Annotated in this window: 24 protein-coding genes; 15 read left to right on the top strand and 9 right to left on the bottom strand. The window is 68.2% G+C overall.

The window, feature by feature from the left end:
* Positions 1-30: 30 nt before the first annotated feature.
* From AX676_RS13730 to AX676_RS13755, 6 genes are all read right to left on the bottom strand, one after another.
* Positions 31-297 carry a ribbon-helix-helix domain-containing protein gene (locus AX676_RS13730; RefSeq protein ID WP_197417205.1) on the bottom strand — a complete coding sequence of 89 codons (267 nt, stop codon included), beginning with the start codon at positions 295-297 and terminating at the stop codon, positions 31-33.
* Between the two features lie 4 nt (positions 298-301).
* Positions 302-2,134 (bottom strand): cobaltochelatase subunit CobT, encoded by a 1,833-nt coding sequence (gene cobT / locus AX676_RS13735; RefSeq protein ID WP_066478788.1) that lies wholly within the window; start codon positions 2,132-2,134, stop codon positions 302-304.
* Entirely contained in the window at positions 2,134-2,520 is a 387-nt protein-coding gene (locus AX676_RS13740; protein ID WP_066478790.1) for a type II toxin-antitoxin system VapC family toxin, read from the bottom strand. Before AX676_RS13740 ends, cobT begins: the two co-directional genes overlap by 1 nt.
* Positions 2,521-2,523: 3 nt before the next feature.
* Entirely contained in the window at positions 2,524-2,802 is a 279-nt protein-coding gene (locus tag AX676_RS13745; protein WP_066478793.1) for a type II toxin-antitoxin system Phd/YefM family antitoxin, read from the bottom strand.
* 49 nt (positions 2,803-2,851) lie between these two features.
* On the bottom strand, positions 2,852-3,856 hold the full coding sequence (cobS, locus tag AX676_RS13750) for a cobaltochelatase subunit CobS (RefSeq protein ID WP_066478799.1): 1,005 nt from the start codon (positions 3,854-3,856) through the stop codon (positions 2,852-2,854).
* A gap of 82 nt (positions 3,857-3,938) precedes the next feature.
* Positions 3,939-4,595 (bottom strand): winged helix-turn-helix transcriptional regulator, encoded by a 657-nt coding sequence (locus AX676_RS13755; RefSeq protein ID WP_231726200.1) that lies wholly within the window; start codon positions 4,593-4,595, stop codon positions 3,939-3,941.
* A 363-nt stretch (positions 4,596-4,958) separates the two neighbouring features.
* On the opposite strand from AX676_RS13755, the gene AX676_RS13760 reads away from it, so the two are divergent.
* From AX676_RS13760 to AX676_RS13780, 6 genes are read left to right on the top strand one after another with little or no spacing between them, the layout of a single operon-like run.
* Positions 4,959-5,627, top strand: a complete 669-nt coding sequence (locus AX676_RS13760) for a glutathione S-transferase family protein (RefSeq protein WP_066479036.1) — start codon at positions 4,959-4,961, stop codon at positions 5,625-5,627.
* Between the two features lie 28 nt (positions 5,628-5,655).
* Entirely contained in the window at positions 5,656-6,372 is a 717-nt protein-coding gene (locus AX676_RS18565) for a DUF1428 domain-containing protein (protein WP_066478803.1), read from the top strand.
* Positions 6,373-6,386: 14 nt separating this feature from the next.
* A complete protein-coding gene (locus AX676_RS18170; RefSeq protein WP_197417805.1) occupies positions 6,387-6,542 on the top strand; it encodes a hypothetical protein in 156 nt (51 codons plus the stop codon).
* Positions 6,542-7,180: a VOC family protein gene (locus AX676_RS13770; protein ID WP_066544423.1), complete on the top strand. Its 639-nt coding sequence runs from the start codon at positions 6,542-6,544 to the stop codon at positions 7,178-7,180. The genes AX676_RS18170 and AX676_RS13770 overlap by 1 nt, the downstream gene beginning before the upstream one ends.
* A gap of 3 nt (positions 7,181-7,183) precedes the next feature.
* A complete protein-coding gene (locus tag AX676_RS13775; RefSeq protein ID WP_066478807.1) occupies positions 7,184-7,663 on the top strand; it encodes a VOC family protein in 480 nt (159 codons plus the stop codon).
* 12 nt (positions 7,664-7,675) lie between these two features.
* A complete protein-coding gene (locus AX676_RS13780; protein ID WP_066478817.1) occupies positions 7,676-8,149 on the top strand; it encodes an SRPBCC domain-containing protein in 474 nt (157 codons plus the stop codon).
* On the opposite strand, the gene AX676_RS13785 is transcribed toward AX676_RS13780, so the two are convergent.
* Complete coding sequence (locus tag AX676_RS13785; RefSeq protein WP_443025970.1) at positions 8,132-8,740, bottom strand: J domain-containing protein; 609 nt, start codon at positions 8,738-8,740, stop codon at positions 8,132-8,134. The genes AX676_RS13780 and AX676_RS13785 overlap by 18 nt on opposite strands.
* A gap of 42 nt (positions 8,741-8,782) precedes the next feature.
* Here AX676_RS13785 and AX676_RS13790 point away from each other — a divergent pair, with 42 nt between their 5' ends.
* The 9 genes from AX676_RS13790 to dacB all read left to right on the top strand — a co-directional run bounded on the left by AX676_RS13790 (position 8,783) and on the right by dacB (position 17,168).
* Complete coding sequence (locus AX676_RS13790; RefSeq protein WP_066479037.1) at positions 8,783-9,094, top strand: BolA family protein; 312 nt, start codon at positions 8,783-8,785, stop codon at positions 9,092-9,094.
* An 18-nt stretch (positions 9,095-9,112) separates the two neighbouring features.
* The gene (locus AX676_RS13795) at positions 9,113-10,012 is read left to right on the top strand and encodes a pirin family protein (RefSeq protein WP_066478821.1); all 900 of its coding nucleotides are present in this window, start codon (positions 9,113-9,115) and stop codon (positions 10,010-10,012) included.
* Between the two features lie 80 nt (positions 10,013-10,092).
* Entirely contained in the window at positions 10,093-10,974 is an 882-nt protein-coding gene (locus AX676_RS13800) for an alpha/beta fold hydrolase (RefSeq protein ID WP_066478824.1), read from the top strand.
* Entirely contained in the window at positions 10,971-11,444 is a 474-nt protein-coding gene (locus AX676_RS13805) for a DUF523 domain-containing protein (protein ID WP_066478832.1), read from the top strand. The genes AX676_RS13800 and AX676_RS13805 overlap by 4 nt, the downstream gene beginning before the upstream one ends.
* A gap of 52 nt (positions 11,445-11,496) precedes the next feature.
* Entirely contained in the window at positions 11,497-12,381 is an 885-nt protein-coding gene (locus tag AX676_RS13810) for a LysR family transcriptional regulator (RefSeq protein WP_066478834.1), read from the top strand.
* A 68-nt stretch (positions 12,382-12,449) separates the two neighbouring features.
* Positions 12,450-13,484 (top strand): N-acetyltransferase DgcN, encoded by a 1,035-nt coding sequence (gene dgcN / locus AX676_RS13815; RefSeq protein WP_066479040.1) that lies wholly within the window; start codon positions 12,450-12,452, stop codon positions 13,482-13,484.
* Entirely contained in the window at positions 13,442-14,467 is a 1,026-nt protein-coding gene (gene dgcA / locus AX676_RS13820; protein ID WP_066478836.1) for an N-acetyl-D-Glu racemase DgcA, read from the top strand. Before dgcN ends, dgcA begins: the two co-directional genes overlap by 43 nt.
* Entirely contained in the window at positions 14,467-15,711 is a 1,245-nt protein-coding gene (locus AX676_RS13825) for a dicarboxylate/amino acid:cation symporter (RefSeq protein WP_066478839.1), read from the top strand. Before dgcA ends, AX676_RS13825 begins: the two co-directional genes overlap by 1 nt.
* Positions 15,708-17,168: a D-alanyl-D-alanine carboxypeptidase/D-alanyl-D-alanine endopeptidase gene (gene dacB / locus AX676_RS13830; RefSeq protein WP_066478842.1), complete on the top strand. Its 1,461-nt coding sequence runs from the start codon at positions 15,708-15,710 to the stop codon at positions 17,166-17,168. Before AX676_RS13825 ends, dacB begins: the two co-directional genes overlap by 4 nt.
* Before the next feature lie 18 nt (positions 17,169-17,186).
* Here dacB and AX676_RS13835 read toward each other — a convergent pair whose 3' ends face one another.
* On the bottom strand, positions 17,187-18,206 hold the full coding sequence (locus AX676_RS13835; RefSeq protein WP_066478854.1) for a serine hydrolase domain-containing protein: 1,020 nt from the start codon (positions 18,204-18,206) through the stop codon (positions 17,187-17,189).
* The gene (locus AX676_RS13840) at positions 18,203-19,726 is read right to left on the bottom strand and encodes an MFS transporter (protein WP_231726198.1); all 1,524 of its coding nucleotides are present in this window, start codon (positions 19,724-19,726) and stop codon (positions 18,203-18,205) included. The genes AX676_RS13835 and AX676_RS13840 overlap by 4 nt, the downstream gene beginning before the upstream one ends.
* Positions 19,727-19,750: the final 24 nt, after the last annotated feature.

Consider the following 19,750-nt stretch of genomic DNA (forward strand, 5'->3'; position numbering starts at 1 on the left):
TCGTGTGAAGCGCGCGCCGGATGGTTAGGACTATCGAGCCGACAGCGCCGCTGAATGCCCATGCAGCCAGCTACGGATCGCGCTCGCCAGGTTGGGCGGATCATTCGCCTGAATACGCAGCGCATCGATTTCAGCGATCAGTGCATTGAGCGGCAGCGCGCGCACGGCGGCGGCGTGTTCCAGCGCGTCCCAGAACAAGGGTTCGAGCGCGATCGACGTTTCATGCCCGGCAATGGTGACCGATCGCTTGACCGCGGGACGAAACCCGCCGGGCGGCGGCTGGATCGCGCCAGTCACGCGATCAATCGGTATCGAACAGGCTGGCGAGCTGTTCGACCATCGTACCCGCTAGCTGTTCGGCATCCATGATTGTCACCGCTTTGGAATACCAGCGGGTCACGTCGTGGCCAATCCCGATCGCCACCAGCTCCACGGGCGAGCGCCCTTCGATCCAGCCGATCACCTGGCGCAGATGGCGTTCCAGATAGCTGCCCGAATTGACCGACAGCGTGCTGTCGTCGACCGGCGCACCGTCCGAAATCACCATCAGGATCTTGCGATCCTCCGCCCGCGCGATCAGGCGGGCGTGCGCCCAGAGCAGCGCCTCGCCATCGATATTTTCCTTGAGCAGCCCCTCGCGCATCATCAGCCCGAGCGACTTCTTGGCGCGCCGCCACGGCTCGTCGGCCTGCTTGTAGACGATGTGGCGAATGTCGTTCAGCCGCCCCGGCTGTGGCGGACGTCCGGCCGCCAGCCATGCCTCGCGCGCCTGCCCGCCCTTCCACGCGCGCGTGGTGAAGCCCAGGATCTCGGTCTTGACCCCCACCCGCTCCAGCGTGCGCGCCAGGATGTCGGCGCTGATCGCCGCGATGCTGATCGGCCGGCCGCGCATCGATCCCGAATTGTCGATCAACAATGTGACGACCGTGTCCTTGAACTCGGTATCGCGCTCGATCTTGTAGCTCAACGACTGCATCGGGTTGACCACCACCCGCGCCAGCCGCGCCGCGTCGAGCAGCCCTTCGTCTTGGTCGAAGTCCCAGCTGCGGTTCTGCTGCGCCATCAGGCGGCGCTGCAGCCGGTTGGCGAGCTTGGTCACCGCGCCCTGCAGATGGACGAGCTGCTGGTCGAGATAGGCGCGCAGCCGGCTCAGCTCCTCCTCGTCGCACAGCTCGGTCGCGGCGACGACTTCGTCGAAACGGGTGGTGAAGGGCCGGTATTCGAATTGCGGCGGCAGGTCGGACCACGGCCGGTTGGGCCGCACCGGCATCATCCCCTCTTCGCCTTCGTCCCCCGGCTCGCCCTCGGCATCGTCCATGCCGTCTTGTTGCTGCTCGGCGGTTTCGCCGTCCTGCTGCTCGCCCGATTGCTGTTCGGGGCGCTGCTCGAACTCCCCCTGCCCCTCGGCGCCCGAGTCCTGGTCCTGTTCGGCCTCGTCGGTGTCGTCGCCTTCCTCGCCGCCCTCCTGGTCGTCGCCCTCGTCCTCGCTATCGTCGGGCTTCAACTCGCCCTCGGTCAGCTCCAGGTCTTCAAGCAATTGCCCGATCAGCTTGGCGAACATCGCCTGATCGTCGATCGCCAGCGCCAGCGCATCCAGGTCCGCCGCGCCCTTGCCCTCGATCCACTCGTCGACCAGCGCCATGCCAGGCACCGCGGCGATGGGGGGCAGCTTGCCGGTCAGCCGATGGCGGACCTTCAGCCCGATCGCGGTCGACAGCGGCACCTCGTCGCGGCTGCGCGCGCGGGCGATCGGGTCCGATTTAAGCCGCATGGCCAGCGCCTGGTCGAGATTTTCCGAAACGCCCGCATAGCCGCGCGATCCCAGCGCCTCGACCCGCGCGGTCTCCACCGCGTCGAACACCGCGCGCGCGACGGCCTCCTTCGGCGCGCCGCGCGCATGAAGCGCGGCGTCGTGGTGGCGAAGGCGGAGCGCAAAGCTGTCTGCGAACCCGCGCGCCTCGGCGACCTGATCGGCGGGCAGTTGCCGCGCCGGCATCGGCACGCGCAGATTGCGCCCCGACTGGCTCGGCGCGTCGGCGGTAAAGGCCAGCTCGACCTCCGCATCGCGCGCAATCGCCCGCGCAGTGCCGGTCAGCACCGATTTGAAGTCATCGAGCTGGGTCTTCTGCGACATTACCAAAGCACCTTGCAGCCGAGCGCCGCGATCTGCGGGTCACGGGTGATGACGGTCAGCCCCTCGATCTGGCCCTGCGCCGCAATCATTCGATCAAACGGATCACGATGCCGCCCCGGCAGCAAACCTGCCAGCCGGGCATGATCGTAACGAAGGGGAAGATGCACGAAACGGTCCTCCTGTGTCGCCGTCTCGAATTGCTCCAGCGTGTCGATCATCGACCGCAACTGTCCGGCCTGAACCTTCAATGCAATCTCGTAGGCCGAAATCGCGCTGACGAGAATGTCTTCGTCGCCTGACTCGATCAGTGCCCGCGCGCGCGACGACAACATGGGATCTTCGAGCCACCACCAGATCAGCGCGTGCGTATCGAGGAGGAACCGCAACGCTCACGCGTCCCCGAGCTTGCGTTCGAACCCGTCCAGCTCCTCGTCGGTAAAGGTCGGCTCGAACCAGATGTCGCTGGGCACATCCTTCAGCAGATGCCGGAAGCGACCGGGTTTACGGGGCGGATGCCGCTCAGGCTCGAGCGGCATGAGCCGCGCATAGGGCTTGCCCGCCTTGGCGATGATGATTTCCTCGCCCGCATTGGCGCGATCGATCAGGCGCGACAGGTTCGTCTTCGCGTCGTGCACATTGTAGATCTTGTGCGGATCGGCTTCGGACATACGGCACCTCTTACTCAGTGGACTAAGTTAGTCCAGTCAGGCTCCGCGCTCAACCCTTCCCCACCACGCTCTCCGGCAAATCCTTGCCGAACACGCGCTGATAATATTCGGCCACCAGCGCGCGCTCGGCCTCGTCGCACTTGTTGAGGAAGCTCAGCCGGAAGGCGAAGCCGATGTCGCCGAAGATGAGCGTGTTCTGCGCCCAGGTGATGACGGTGCGCGGGCTCATCACGGTCGAGATGTCGCCGTTGATGAAGCCGCGACGCGTCAGATCGGCGACGCGGACCATGTTCTCCACCGTCTCCTTGCCGCCGGGCTTGTCATATTCGCCCGACTTGGCGAGCACGATCTGCGCTTCGGTGGCGGCGGGCAGGTAATTGAGCGTGACCACGATGTTCCAGCGGTCCATCTGACCCTGGTTGATCTGTTGCGTGCCGTGATACAGTCCGCTGGTGTCGCCCAGGCCGACGGTGTTCGCGGTCGCGAACAGCCGAAACCACGGATTGGGCCGGATCACCCGGTTCTGGTCGAGCAGGGTCAGCTTGCCCTCGGTTTCCAGCACGCGCTGGATCACGAACATCACGTCGGGGCGACCGGCATCATATTCGTCGAACACGAGCGCGGTCGGGGTCTGCAGCGCCCAGGGCAACAGGCCCTCGCGGAACTCGGTGATCTGCTGGCCGTCCTTGAGCACGATCGCATCGCGGCCGATCAGGTCGATGCGGCTGATATGCGCGTCCAGGTTGATGCGGATGCACGGCCAGTTCAACCGCGCTGCGACCTGTTCGATGTGCGACGACTTGCCGGTTCCGTGATAGCCCTGGATCATCACGCGGCGGTTGTGGGCAAAGCCCGCCAGCACCGCCAGCGTCGTGTCGGGATCGAACACATAAGCGGGGTCGAGGTCGGGCACGCGCTCGTCCGCTTCGCTGAACGCCGGCACTTCCATGTCGGTGTCGATGCCGAACAGGTCGCGCGCCTTCACCATCTTGTCGGGCGCGTCGAGCACCGTGGTGGCGCGGCTGTCGGGCTGGGTATTAGGAATGGTCGACATGGGAGTTTCCTGATGGGCGGTCTGATGCCGGGCTATGGCTGCAGGTAGCCACTCGATCCGGCAGCCGCAACGGGGCCGTTGGTCAGCGATGCTTGGCGGGCAGCGGAAACCAGGTGATGAAACGCGCGAGCAGGTCGCGGTCTCCCGCTACGGAAAGCTGGCCTGCGGCTTCAGCATCGTCGACCGGACGGCCGCCATAGACGATGGACGCAATCGTCACCGGATCGCCGGTCAGGACCAGATCAGCGCCATCGGGATCGCCGCGCCCGCTGTCCAGCCTCCCGTCGGCGATGCGGATGACGAACGATTCGGGGCCGATCCGAAACCCCAGGGTGGCGCGCGTACGGCCAGCGCGGGTGGCATCGAACATCGTGCGGAACGACATCATGACCGACGCGGCTGATATGGGCAGCGTCGGATCGTGGAGCGGCGACCGCACCGCCCAGCGCCCCAGCTCCTGCACCAGGACTTCGGCTTGGTACCCCCATTCGGTAAGCTCATAGACCTGGACCGACGCGGGTGGCGGCAGGCGATGGCGTTTCACGACGGCCAATGCCTCCAGTCCCTCCAGCCGCTGGGTCAGCACATTGGCGCTGATGCCGGGCAGGCCGGCGCGCAGCTCGCTGAAACGGCGCGGCCCGAACATCAGCTCGCGCAGGATCAAAAGCGACCAACGCTCACCGATCAGCTCAAGCCCCAGCGCGGTACCGCAGGCATCGTCATACCACCGGCCGTGCACCCCTGATCCACTTTGAGTTATCTTTTCTGACTTCACAGTTGCTTTTTGTAACGCGCGCGCGCACAAAGCTCAAGCGGCCGATTCGCCCGGACCGCGGTCGAGGGAGAATGGCGATGAACCGAATGATCGGCGTCGGCCGGCGCGTGACCGCACCCGAGGGATCGGGTGCTGCCGATCCACCCGCCCCTTCCCGCTCACCCACAGGCCGTCCGTCCGCGACGTACCGTGCCGCGGTGCGTGCATGCACGACGGCCGGACCCGGGCACGCCTGACGACGATCGCGGCCGAACCGCCCCCGCATTCGGGACCAAAGGCCGGCCAAGCCGGGTTAACCCGGACGACACCCCCTGCCGGAGAATGATGATGCCCGTCGACCCTGAAGCCCGCGTTTCGATCACCGCCTTCGACTGGGTCCCCGCCTTCGCGCGCGGCCAGGTCCGCGACCTGCGGGTGCGCTGGGCATTGGAGGAGGCCGGCATCCCCTATTCGGTGCGGCTGATGTCGCCGCGCGGCGAGCGGCCCGCCGACTATTTTGCCGATCAGCCCTTTGGCCAGGTGCCATGTTACCGCGATGACGACGTCGTGCTGTTCGAAACCGGGGCGATCCTGCTCTATCTGGGCGACGGGTGCGAGGCGCTGCTGCCGCGCGACCGCGTCGGCAGAGCGCGGGCGACGAGCTGGCTGATCGCCGCGCTGAACAGCGTCGAGCCGGTGATCCAGCAGCTGACCGCGATCGACCTGTTCCACGCTGGCGAGGACTGGACTGCGGCGCGACGCCCGCAAGTCGTCGAAATGGTCGAGCGCCGCCTGATGCGGCTCGCCGCGCATCTGGGCCAGCGCGACTATCTGGAGGACCGCTTTACCGCCGGCGACTTGATGATGACGAGCGTGCTGCGCATCCTGAACGGCACCGGGCTGGTCGATGCGCACCCCAATCTGGTCGCCTATCGCGATCGCTGCGCCGCGCGCCCGGCATTTGCCGCGGCGCTGGCCGCCCAGCTGGCGGATTTTCGCGAACCGGCGGCCGCCTGAACGGCCGCGAAGGTGGAGGGAGAGTGAAATGACCTATGTGGAAGGCTTTGTCCTGGCGGTGCCTGCGGAAAACAAAGACGCGTATCTCACGCACGCGCAAGAAGCGTCGGCGATGATCCTCGATGCCGGCGTCGCCCGGATGGTCGAATGTTGGGAAGACGATGTCCCCGATGGCACCCACACCGACTTTCGTCGCGCCGTAAAGGCGCAGCCGGACGAAAAGATCATCTTCAGCTGGTTCGAATATCCCGACCGCGCCGCCCGCGATGCCGCCGGCGCGAAGATGATGGCCGATCCGCGCATGGAAGACATGAGCAAGTCGATGCCGTTCGACGGCCGGCGCATGATCTATGGCGGGTTCAGCTCCCTGCTCGACCTTGGCGACAGCAAGGGCGGCTATACCGACGGGTTCTTGGTCGCCGTGCCGACCGCCAATCGCGATGCCTATCTGGATCTCGCACGTCAGGCCGCCGAAGTGTTTATCGAATACGGCGCCAACCGTGTGGTCGAAGCCTGGGGCGACGACGTGCCCGACGGCAAGGTGACCGACTATCGCATGGCGGTGCAGGCTGGCACGGACGAGAACGTCGTCTATTCCTGGATCGAATGGCCGTCGAAGGCGCATCGCGACACCGCCTGGGAACAGGTGATGGCCGATCCGCGGATGCAGCCCGATCCTGAAAACCGCCCGTTCGACGGCAAGCGCATGATCTACGGCGGCTTCACCCCCATCCTCGATCGCTGAACGGGAGACAGGCGATGGCAAACCTTCATGGCGACTTCATCTGGTACGAACTGATCACGCCCGACGCCGACTCGGCGCAGGCCTTCTATGCCCCTCTGCTCGGCTGGGCGGTGCGCAGCGCGGGCATGCCCGACATGGACTACCGGCTGGGGGCGATGTCGCCGGGCTGATGCGAATGCCCGACGGGATGGCGATGCCGCCCGCGTGGCTCGGCTATGTCGGCGTCGATGATGTCGACGCGATGGCTGACGCGTTCAGGCAGGGCGGCGGCGCGGTCCACCAGCCGCCGTGGGACATTCCCGGCGTCGGCCGCATGGCCCTGGTTGCCGACCCGCAGGGCGCGCCGCTCTACGTGATGAAGGGCGCGGTCGAAGGCGGCGAGAGTGTGGCCTTTTCCTACGACAAACCGCGCCCCGGCCATTGCGCGTGGAACGAGCTGTCGACGAGCGATCCCGCCGCGGCCAAGGCCTTTTACGGCGCGCGCTTCGGCTGGGTGAAGGACGGCGAGATGGCGCTGGGCGACATGGGAACATACGAGTTCCTGCGCCACACCGGCCATGCCCCGGACGGATCGCCGATGGGCCGGGGGATTCTCGGCGCGGTGATGCCGATGATGCCCGGCGTGCCGATGCCGCACTGGACCTTCTACTTCCGCGTGCCCGACATCGACGCCGCCGCCACGCTGATCGGTGCGAGCGGGGGCGGGATCGTCCAGCCGCCGATCGAGATTCCGGGCGGCGACTATTCGCTCGTCGCCACCGATCCCGCCGGCGCCGTCTTCGGCCTGGTCGGCAGCAGGAAGGGTTGAGCCATGGGCAAGCTGGTCAACTGCCTGTGGTATGATCGCGGCGAGGCGCGCAGGGCCGCCGAGTTCTACGCTAGCGTCTTTCCCGACAGCCGGGTCGGCCGCGCCAGCGTCCAGCCGTCCGATTCGCCGGGCGGCAGCGCCGGCGACGAGATGACGGTCGAGTTCACCGTGTGCGGTCGCGATTTCATCGGCCTGAATGGCGGCGATCTGTTCAAGCCCAACGAAGCGGTCAGCTTCATGGTGCTGACCGCCGACCAGGCGGAAACCGACCGCTACTGGGATGCCATCGTGAACAACGGCGGACAGGAAAGCGCCTGCGGCTGGTGCAAGGACCGCTGGGGTCATTCGTGGCAGATCACGCCCCGCGTGCTGATGGACGCAATCACCCATGACGACCCGGCCGTCGCCAAGCGCGCCTTCGACGCGATGGCACAAATGGGCAGGATCGATGTCGCCGCGATCGAAGCCGCGATTGCGGGTTGAGGAAGGAAGACGATGACGGCAACCGCAGAAAATAGCTGGCAAATGGGCGTCACGCGCTTCATCGCCGCACCGCCCGAACGGGTGTGGGATGCGATGACCCGGCGCCAGACCGAATGGTGGTGTCCGCTGCCCTGGCGGGTCGAGATCGTCGAGCAGGACTGGCGCGCGGGCGGGCGCACCCTGACGGTCATGCACGGTCCGGACGGAGAGGTGCACCCGCACGAGGGCATTTTCCTGGAGGTGGTGCCGGGCGTGCGCTTCGTGTCGACCGACGCCTTCGTGCTCGCCCCCGACGGCAGCTACATGCCGGCAGGTCCCTTCATGCTCGGATCCTGGGAAATCGCGCCCGAGGGCGACGGCACACGCTATACCGCAACCGCGCGTCACTGGGACGAGGACACGGCCCGGCGCCACGCCGAAATGGGGTTCGAGCAGGGCTGGGGCGTGTGCGCGGACCAGCTCAAGGCGCTATGCGAAAGCGGGTGAGCCCTTGAGCCGCTGATACGCCTCGATCACCGCCTGCAGCGCGCGTTCGTGGCTGCGGTCGCCGCCATTGCGGTCGGGATGGAACTTGCGGACGAGCTCGCTGTACCGCTGGCGCAGCGCGCGGCGGTCGCAATCGGCGTCGAGCCCCAGAATCTTGAGTGCGGATCGCTCCTGCGGGGTCAGGGGCTTGCCGTCGCTGCGCGCGCGCGCGTTGGCCAACCCGTCGCGGAACCGCGCGCCGATCGCGTCGATCGGGTCGGAATAATCCGCCCAGCGCGGCGGGCGATCGGCGCCGCCGGTCGCCGCAAAGGCGCGCGTTTCGCGCTCCCACCCGGCATAGGGCCGCTGGGCGTCGTGGATTTCCTCCGCGGTCATTCCAGCGAAATAATTGTAGCCGGCATTGAAGGCGCGGACATGCTCCAGGCACAGCCAGCGGTAACGCCCCGGCTGATCGCCCGGCAGGCCATCGGCCAGCGGCGCACGAAACTCGCCGGGCTGGTCGCAACCCGGATGCGCGCACATCCTTCCGTTCGCCTCGACCCGGCCGTGAAACCGGGTGCCCGGCCGTTCCCTGCGCTCATCCCGCGCCACGCCTGACCCTCACATTCTGCAAAAATGGCCTATATAGGCGCGATGACCGATGCCGCCACCGCCCCCGCCGCGATTCCCGACGCGATCCCCCTGGCCGACACGATCGCCCGGCGCCTGACCGCCGCGCTCGACCCGACACGGCTGCATGTCAGCAACGACAGCGCGCAGCACGCCGGCCACATGGGCGATGACGGCAGCGGGGAGAGCCATTTTTCGGTGACGATCGAAAGCCCCGCCTTTGCCGGCAAATCGCGCGTCGAACGCCAGCGCATGGTCAATCACGCGCTCGCCGACTTGCTCGCAACGCGCATCCACGCGCTCGCCATCCGTGCCACCGCCCCCGCCGACGCGTGAAGCCCGAAAGGAATTGCCGTGACTGAGGACCCGGTCATCCACGTCATCCATCCGACCACGCACGACCTGGGCGGGTTCAAGGTGCATCGCACCCTGCCCTCGAGGCCGCGCACCATGGTCGGGCCGTTCATCTTCTTCGACCAGATGGGCCCCGCGCATCTGGCGGTCGGCGAGGGAATCGACGTGCGTCCCCACCCGCATATCAACCTGGCCACCGTCACCTATCTGTTCGACGGGGCGATCGACCATCGCGATTCGCTGGGCACAGTGGCGCGGATCGATCCCGGTGCGGTCAATCTGATGACCGCCGGTCATGGCATCGTCCATTCCGAACGTTCGCCGGCCGACCAGCGCGCGCAGGGGCCCGCGCTGTCGGGCATCCAGACCTGGATCGCGCTGCCCGAACGCTTCGAGGAAATAGACCCGGCGTTCGAGCATGTCGGTGCCGACGATCTGCCGATCGTGACCGGTGCCGGGGTGAGCGCGCGCGTGATCATGGGCAGCCTGTGGGGCACGCCGGCGCCGACCACCACCTATGCCGGGACCATCTATGCCGATATCGAGCTGGACGCGGGCGGCGTGGTGCCGATTGACGCCGATGCGGACGAACGCGCGGTCTATGTCGCGATGGGCGACGCCACGCTCGACGGCATGACGCTGGAGCCGCAGACGCTATACGTCCTGCGGCCGGGTGCGGCGATGACGCTGCGCTCCGAACGGGGCGGACGCGTCATGCTTTGCGGGGGCGAGGCGTTCGCGACGCCGCGTCACGTCTGGTGGAATTTCGTGTCGTCGAGCCGCGACCGGATCAATCAGGCCAAAGAGGACTGGAAGGCCGATCGCTTTTCAAAGGTTCCGGGCGACGATCAGGAATTCATCCCGATCCCCGAAGTGCCCAAGACCGTCAGCTATCCCTGATCCCCCCCGACCGCGCTTGCCGGAGGGCCCGGGCGTCGGCATAGCGTGCGGCGTCGAACATGGCCGTCGGGGGAAATGGGATGTCCGAGTTAAAGCACGACCGTATCGCACTGCCGACCGGCGTCGCGCTCGACGTGTGGACCGGCGGCGATCCGGCACATCCGGCGATGATCTTCCTGCACGGCTTTCCCGAATCGCACCGCACCTGGCGGCACCAGCTGCCCGAATTCGCGCGCGACCATTTCGTGATCGCGCCGGATCAGCGCGGCTTTGCGCGATCGGATAAGCCGGCCGAGATCAGCGCCTATGCCCCCGACAAGGTCGTCGCCGACCTGATCGCGCTGGCCGGCCATTTCGGCCTCGATCGCTTCACGCTTGTCGGCCACGACTGGGGCGGCGCGGCCTCGTGGATGGCTGCCCTCAAGCGGCCGGACCGGGTGAGCCAGCTCATCATCCTGAACGCACCCCATCCGCTCATTTTCCAGCGCACGCTGATCCACGACCCTGCGCAGCGCGCCGCCAGCCAGTATATCCGCGCGTTCCGCAATCCCAGCCTGGAAGCGCACATCGAAGGCATCGGCCTGGATGCGTTCTTCGACACGTCCTTCGCGCGTCATGCCGACCTTGCCCGGCTCGCCCCCGAAAAGGCCGCATATCTCGACGAATGGTCGCAACCCGGCGCGATCACCGCCATGCTCAACTGGTATCGCGCCAGCGCGCTCGAAGTCCCGGCGACCGACGAGCAATGCGACGGGCCGGCCTTTCTCCACGCCCCCTTCCCGCCGGTCACCCAGCGCACGCTGGTCATCTGGGGTGTCCGCGACGCGGCGCTGCTGCCCGTCCAGCTCGACGGGCTGGACGCGCTGGTCCCCGACCTGACGCTGGTGCGCGTGGATGCGGGCCACTTCATACCGTGGGAGGCCCCCGACGAAGTCAACCGGGCGATCCGCGACTGGCTGTGACCGCGCCGCCCCCGCGCATCCTGGTGTCGGCCTGCCTGCTCGGCCAGCCGGTGCGGTATGACGGCGCGGCGAAGACGGTCGACGACCCCCGGATCGAGCGCTGGCGGCGCGAAGGGCGGCTGGTGACGATCTGCCCCGAACTGGCCGGGGGGCTCGGCGTGCCGCGCCGCCCCGCCGAGCGGCAGGGCGAGCGGGTTGTAGATGATGCCGGCGACGACGTGAGCGGCGCGTTTGACGCCGGGGCGCACGCGGCGCTCGTGCTCGCGCGCAGCCAGGACTGTCGGTTCGCATTGCTGAAGCAGGGGAGCCCGTCCTGCGGGTCCGTTCAGATCGGTGATGGCAGCTTCACCGGGCGGCGGGTTCCGGGCATGGGGATCACCGCCGAACTGTTGTCCGCCAACGGTATCCGCGTGTTCGGCGAGGACCAGATCGATGCCCTGGACGCTGCCCTTGCCGCGACGCCGCGCTGACACCCCGCCGCACGGAAATTGCGCATCGTGCAAAGCACGATAGGGTGGCAGCATGAACCTGCGCCACATCGAGATTTTTCACGCGGTCTATGTCAACGGGTCGGTCAGCGCGGCGGCGCGCGCGCTCAACGTGTCGCAGCCATCGGTGTCGAAGACGCTGCGCCACGCCGAATCGCTGCTCGGTTTTCCGTTGTTTCAGCGGACCAACGGCCGGCTGGTGGCGACCGAGGATGCGCACAGCCTGTTCGTCGAAGTGGGCGAGATTCAGGATCGCGTTCACGCGCTGCGTGAGGCGGGGCGCAACCTGAAGCGCGGCGTGTCGGGCATGCTGCGCGTGTCGGCCCTGCCTTCGCTGGCGTTGGATGCGTTGCCGAACGCCGTCACCGAATTCCTGCGCCGCCATCCCAATGTGAAGTTCGACCTGCAGACGATCCATCACGACGATCTGCTGCGCAAGCTCTATGAGCGCGAGAGCGACCTCGCCATCGCGTTCGAAGTGCCGCCCGCCGCGCCGATCGGCAGCCGGCGGCTCGGCGAGGGCTCGCTGGTCGTGCTCTATCGTGAACAGGACATGCCCGACGCGCCCGAGGAAATCGAACTGCAGCAGCTCAGCGGCCGCCCGTTCATCAGCCTGGCGTCGAGCGGTCCGATCGGGCTGCGCTTCACCCATGAGGTCGAGCGGCTGGGGCTCGAGCTCAACGAAGTGATTTCGGCGCGGACCTTCTACATCGCCACCGCACTGGTCCGCCGTGGCGTCGGGATCACGGTGGTCGACAGCTTCACCGCGCGCGCGGCGATGGCACCGGGGCTGGCGATGCGGCCGTTGAAGCCCAGCATCGGCTTCGACGTCCACGCGATGTTTCTGCAGAACCGCCCGCCGACCGCGCTCGCGACCGAATTCCTGAAAACCGTCGCTCAGGTCATGGTCGCCCCATAACATCAATCTATGGCACGCGTGCACTTGCTATAATGCGCCCGCCGGTCCCGATGTTACGTCAATTCGCGATGATCCCGGCACCCTATCTCCTCTATCTCGGTCACAGCACCGATCCCGTCGGGATCAAGACGTCGCGGGGGCTGGCCACGTTTCGCCCCGAGGATTGCGTCGGCGAATTCCGCCACGACGACTGTCCGCTGACGCTGGGGCTGCCCCGCCTGAACATGATCGAAGCCGCGATGGCGGGCGCGCGCACGCTGGTGCTGGGCGTGGCCAATGCCGGCGGCCGGATGGACGCCGCGCTGGTCGAAGATGCCGCAGCGGCGCTCGAGGTGGGGATGAACGTCGCATCGGGCCTGCACCACCGCCTGCGCGACGAACCCCGGCTGGCGGCGCTCGCGGCCGAGCGTGGCCTCGCGCTGTTCGATGTGCGCGATCCGCCGCCGGGCCTGCCGGTCGGTACCGGCGAGGCGCGGGCGGGCCACCGGCTGCTGACCGTCGGCACCGATTGTTCGGTCGGCAAGATGTATGCCTCGCTCGCGCTGACCCAGGCGCTTCGCGAACGCGGCCTGCCCGCCGATTTCCGCGCGACCGGCCAGACCGGCATCCTGATCGCGGGCGCGGGTGTCCCGGTCGATGCCGTGGTCGCCGATTTCATCGCCGGCGCGATCGAGCAGCTGGCACCCGCGCGCGACGATGACGGCTGGGACGTGATCGAGGGCCAGGGCTCGCTGTTCCACCCGTCCTTTGCCGGGGTTTCGACGGGCCTGCTCCACGGCGCGCAGCCCGAGGCGATCGTGATGTGCCACGATCCGTCGCGCCCGTTCATGCGCGGATTGCCCGGCCGCGCGCTGCCGGACCTGGCCGAATGCCTCGCCGCCAACCTCAACGTCGCGCGCCTGACCAGCCCGGCGGTGCGCGCGGTCGGCATCTGTCTCAACACCTCGGCGATGGACCGTGGCGAGGCGCAACGCCTGTGCCACGCGACCGCGGATCGCATCGGCCTGCCCTGCACCGACCCGATCGCCTTCGGAGTCGACGCGATCATCGACGAGCTCCTATGCCACGCATCCTACGCGCGCAGCACCATCGCTTCGCGCTAGCCCGGCCCTTCCGCATCGCCCGCGGGGTCAAGACCGTCGCCGAAGTCGTGACGGTCTCGGTGCGTGACGGCAGCCATGTCGGGCGTGGCGAGGGGGTGCCCTATGCCCGCTACGGCGAATCGATCGACGCGACGCTCGCCGCGATCGACCGTGTCCGGCCGGCGATCGAGGCAGGCGCGAGCCCGCATGACCTGCTGGCATTGATGCCGCCGGGCGCGGCGCGAAATGCGGTCGATTGCGCGCTCTGGGACCTCGAGGCCCGCGCTCGCGGTCGATCTGTCGCCGAGCTGACGGGCGTGGCACCGCCGGGGCCGACCGCCAGCGCGCTCACCATCGGGATCGACACGCCCGACGCGATGGCCGCCGCCGCCGCCAAGGTCGCCGGCGCGCCGCTGATCAAGGTCAAGGTGGACGCCGATGATCCGGTCGCGCGATTGCGCGCCGTGCGCGCCGCTGCACCGGGCCCGCGGCTGATCGTCGACCCCAACGAAAGCTGGGACGAGGAACTGCTCCGCGCGATGCAGCTGCCGTTGGTCGAACTCGGTACCGATCTCGTCGAACAGCCGGTGGCGGCCGATGCCGACGCCTGGCTCGCGGGCTTCACGCCGGCCGTGCCGATCTGTGCCGACGAAGCGGTGCACGTCGCCGACGATCTCGACCGGATCGCCGGGCGGTATCAGGCGGTCAACATCAAGCTGGACAAGACCGGCGGATTGACCGCTGCAATCGCGCTGGCCGACGCGGCGCAGGCACGGGGCCTGACGCTGATGACCGGGTGCATGATCTCGTCCTCGCTGTCGATCGCGCCCGCGCTGCACATTGCGGGACGCTGTGCGTTCGTCGACCTTGACGGGCCGGTCTGGCTCCGGGAGGATCGGCCCGGCGGCGTCACCGACCGGCACGGGATCATGTTGCCGCCGCAACCGGGCTTCTGGGGGGACGGAATGACCGAAACGGACGCGGCGAACGGCATCGCGACCTGATGGCGCGTGCGTGGTTCGCCATCCCCCTGTGGCAACGCGTGCTCGGCGCGCTGGTGCTGGGCGTCGCCTTTGCCCTGATCTGGCCCGCAGGTACGCCGGCGGTCGCGTTCATCGGCGAGCTGTTCGTCCGCGCCATCCGGATGCTGGTCGCGCCGATCGTCCTGATCACCATCGCTGCCGGCATCACGTCGCTGGCCGATCCCAAGCGACTGGGTGGGCTGGGTGGCCGCACCATCGCCCTGTTCGCGATGACGACCGCCATCGCCGTTTCGGTCGGAATGCTGGTCGCCAGCCTGATCGGGCCGGGGATCGGCGCGCCGATCGGGCGGGCCACGGCCCATGTGCTGGGTGATCCGGTCACGCCCTATCAGCAGCTGATCGGGATCATCCCGGTCAATATCGTCGACGCGCTGGCAAAGGGCGACATGCTGGCGTTGATCTTCGTCGCGATCCTGACCGGGGTCGGCACCGTCGTCGCGGGTGCGCCCGGCAAGCCATTCGCCGACCTGCTCCAGTCGCTGTCGGCGGTGCTGCTGCGCATCGTCGGCATCGTCATGGAGGCGACGCCGTTCGGGGTCTTTGCGCTGATCGCCAATGCGGTCGCCGCGAATGGCGCGGCGGTGTTCGTCAATGTCGGCTGGCTGGCGCTGGCAGTGGTCGCGGGCTCCGCGATCCAGCTGCTGATCGTCCACAGCCTGATCCTGCGGGTGATCGCGCGCCTGCCCGTTCTCCCCTTCTATCGCGGCATCGTCGACGCGCTGGTCGTCGCCTTCTCGACCGCGTCGAGCTCGGCCACGCTGCCCGTCGCGATGCGGGTGGCCGAACGCAATCTGGGCATCGCGCGGCCCGTCTTTTCGACCGTGCTGCCGCTGGGCGCCAGCATCGGCAAGGACGGCACAGCCATGTATGTGGGCCTGCTCAGCATGTTCGCGCTGCAGGCGCTCGGCACGCCGCTGACCCCGGAAACCTATGGCGTCGTGCTGCTGACCGGTGCGCTGGCCGCGTTCGGCACCGCGCCGGTGCCGTCGGCATCGCTGTTCATGCTGGCGGCGGTCCTGTCGGCGGCGGGCGTCGCACCTGAACAGACCGCACTGGTCGTCGGCTTCGTGCTCCCGTTCGACCGGCTGCTCGACATGACACGCACCGTGCCGAGCGCGAGCGCCAATCTGGTCGTCGCGACCACCGTCGCGCGCTGGGAGGGCGAGCTGGACGCCGATATCTACCGCGCGGCGAACGCGGCATGAGGGGCGGCCGCGGCCTGCTGATCATCGGCGTGCTGGCCATGACCGGCGTGGCGGTCGCGCAGGACCCGCCGCCGCTGACCGTGCAGGTCGAACGCGTGTTCGCCGGGGCGCCGCCCGGTACCCGCTTCGGCCTGCTCGTGGTTGACCCGGACGGGCGTGAGATCGTGGCAATCAACGCCGGCCAGCGTTTCATCCCGGCGTCCAATACCAAGATCGTGACCACCGCCGCCGCCTTTGCGACCTTGCCCGCCATCGACCGCGCCGACCAGGCGGCGGGCACGCGGGTGCGCCTGTCGCCGCGCGCTGGCGGGATCAGTGACGTCGTGCTGGAGGGGCGCGGCGATCCGTTCCTGTCCGGCGCGCCCGACTGCACGCGCGCGTGCCTGAGCGAACTGGCCGATGCGGTCGCGGCGCGCGCTCGCATCGTCGGCGACGTGGTCGGCGACGCCAGCTATTTCCCCGACGAACGCTGGCCGCCGGGGATGAGCTGGAACAACATCCCGACGCGCTCGGGCACGGGAATCGCCGCGCTGGGCATCGACGACCATGAAACCGCGCTGAGCGTGACGCCCGGCGGGTCGGGTCAGCCGCCGGCGATCGGCGGATCGGGCTATTTCACGATCGACAACCGCGCCGTGACCGTTTCTGGCGATCAGGTCGATCTCAGCTATGACCGCGCGCCCAACCGGCGCGTCCTGCGCATCACCGGTACGATCGGCAGCGCCGCTGCGCCGGAGACGCTGCGGGTCGGGGTCGACGATCCCGCGCATTATGCGGCGTGGCGGCTGGCCGAAATGCTGAAGGCGCGTGGCGTGCGCATCACGGGCGAGATCGTGTCGCGCTATCGCCCCGCCGACGCTGGCGACGATCCGGCGCGACGCGGCAACGCGCCCCCGCCCCGCGCACCCGATCAGCCGGCTATCGCGGTCACCGCCCTGCCTCCGCTAACCGAGGATGCGACGACGATCAACAAGGTCAGCCAGAACGTCCATGCCGAGTTGATGCTGCGCCGGGTCGGGCGCGTCGCCGGCACCGGATCGATCGCCGACGGACAGGCGGCGGTGCGTGCGATGCTGGCCCGCGCGAGCGTGGCGGCGGATGCGATCGCGTTGTCCGATGGGTCGGGCATGTCGACCTATAACCGGATGACCCCGCGCGGCACCGTCGCGCTGCTGCGCTGGATCGAGGGGCAATCATGGGGTGCGACCTGGCGCGCGACGTTGCCCGTCGGCGGGGTCGACGGCACGCTGGCACGCCGGTTCAAGGGCACGCCGCTGGAAGGACGCGTTTTTGCCAAGACAGGGTCGCTCAACGCGACATCGGCGCTGTCGGGCTATCTGGTCGCGCGCAGCGGCCGGATGCTGACCTTCGCGCTCTTCGCCAACGACGTGCCGGCGGGCGGAAGCGCGACCCCGGCAATGGATGCCGCACTGGTGGCGATCGCCGAGGCGAACTGAACAAGGATCAGCGACGACCTAGACCGCGTCGTCCCACGCCGCGATCAGCGCATCGCCCGTCGCCGGGCGCAGCGTGAAGATGCCGCTGTCGAAATGGCGCGACGGGTGCACGCGATTGGTCAGCAGTGTCCAGGCGAGCCCGCGATCGAAGTCGATCCAGAGGCCAGTGCCGGTAAAGCCGGTGTGCCCGATCGTCGCGTCCGAACAGGCATCACCCCCCGACCAGCCGGCAAAGCGCCGCTCCCAGCCGCAGGTGCGGTCCCCTGCTACGCGCGTGCGGATCGCGTCCAGCACGAAGGGCGACGCGCCCGTCCCGTCGAGCAGCCCGGCGGCGAAGTCGAGCACCCCGGCGACCGTGCCGAACAGCCCGGCATGGCCCGGCGCGCCCCCCAGTGCGGCGGCATTCTCATCATGCACCTCGCCCTTCAGCACGCGGTCACGCCAGCGGCAATGCTCGGTCGCCACCGCCGGCCCCGGCGGCGGGCCGTAACTCAGCCCCTCGCCCAGCGGCCAGGCGGACAGCGGCGCGCCCGTCACCCGCTCGATCGCGATGCCGAGCAACAGGTAGTTGATGTCGGAATAGACCGCCGGGCCCTGCCGCCACTCGCGCTGGAGGATGAAGGCGCGCAGCCGGGCCGGATCGTCGCCATAGGTATAGATCGGCTCGACCGCGGGCAGGAAGGTGCGGTGCGCGAGACAATCGCGGAAGGTCAGCCGGCGTTCCGCGGCATGGGCGACGTCGTACTGGCGCAGATCGGGAATCGCATCGGTCAGCGGCCGGTCGAGGTCGATCCGCCCCTGTTCGGCGAGCGAGAGGATCATCATCGTCGTCGCGATCACCTTGCTGACCGACGCAAGGTCGAACCAGTGGTCGATCGTCAGCGCCTCCGGTTCGGGCACCCGCGCCGCGAGCCCGGTCAGGCGCACCGCGCGGCGACCGTCGGCGCTGACGATCCCCAGGGTCGCGCCGGGAATACGCCCTGCCTCCACGCTGGCGCGGGCGGGCGCGAACGCCGCATCGGCAAGCTGCGCGATCACCCGGCCACCGCCTCCGGATGGTCGTCGGGCCGGGGGCGAAGGCGCGTGATCACCGGCAGGAAGGCGATGGCAGCCAGGCTGACCGCCCCGGACAATGCGAAGAAGTTGTTGTAGCCGATTGACTGGACCATGCCGCCCCCCGCACCCGCGAGCAGGCGCGGCAGCAGAAAGGTAAAGCCTGACAGGAACGCATATTGCGCGCCGGGGTAGCGCGGGTTGACCAGCAGCGAGAGGTAAACGACGTACACCGCGCCGGCCATGCCGTTGCCGAACTGGTCGGCGGCGGTGGCCAGATACAGCATTGGCTCGGTCGGCACCTGATATGCCAGCCAGACAAAGCCGAAATTGCCGAGCGCCGCGAATACCGCGCCGATCGCGAGCGACCGTCCCATCGGCCAGCGCGTCACCATCCACCCGCCAAGCCCGACGCCGATCATGCTGGCGAGGAGCGCGACGATGCTGTCGGCCCGGCCGATCTCGCTCAACGAATAGCCGAGCCCCCGGATCATCGGCTTGGAAAGCTGCAACGCCAGCACGTCACCCATCCGATAGATCGACACGAACGCCATGAGGACGATCGCGCCATAGGCATAGCGCCAGAAGAAATCGACATAGGGCCCGATCACCGCCGATCGTCGCGCCGGATGGCTGAACGGCAATTGGCGAAGGCGCGGCACCGCCAGCGCCATCGCTACGAACGGCAGCATGCAGATCGCCAGCACATAGGGGGTGACATTGGTGTCGGCGGTGATGCCGATCCCCGCCGCCGCGCCGAGCAACAGCCAGCCGATGCCGGCCGTCACGACGCACGCGATCGCGAGGATCACGATGCTCGCCACCAGCCCCGCCACCAGCGCCGACCAGCGATTGCCCGCCTGTCGGCCACCTTCCTCGTCCGCACGCATGGCGACCAGCAGCGGGAAGGGAGCAAACGCCGCGACCGCAATCGCCAGATAGGCCGCCGTCCAGCCGGTGCCATCCGCGATCAGCAGCGCACCGCTGCCCGCCGCGACCATCGCGCTGCGATACCCCCAAAGATTGGCGGCGACGATCGGCCCCTGTTCATCCTGGGTGGGCGCGAGCTCGATACGCCAGGCATCGGCCGCAACCTCGAGCGTCGTCGTCCAGAAGGCGAGCAGCACCGCGAACAGCGCGGTGATGCCCAGGCTCGCATCGCCGGAGGTCAGCGCCATCGCCGCCATCGCGGTGAAGATGCCGAGCTGCGACAGCATGATCCAGCCCCGCCTTTTGCCCCAATAGCGCCCGAAGCCGGGAACGTCGTAACGATCGAGCAATGGCGCCCACAGGAACTTGAAGGTCGGGAGCAACGTCACCCAGGCGAAGAAGCCGATGACGACCAGCCCGACGCCATGTTCGGTCAGCCGCAGCGCGAGCACGGTCGAAAACATGTAGAAGGGCAGCCCGGCGGAAAAACCCAGCATGCCGTACAGCGCCATCCGGCGCAGCGGCACGCGGCCCGATGCCGTGGCAGGATCGGCGGTCAGCGCGTGATCGGTCACGTCTGGCTATGCGAGGCAGGGGGC

Origin of the sequence: Sphingomonas sp. CCH21-G11 (assembly GCF_001555965.1) — a bacterium.
Classification (GTDB): Bacteria; Pseudomonadota; Alphaproteobacteria; order Sphingomonadales; family Sphingomonadaceae; genus Sphingomonas.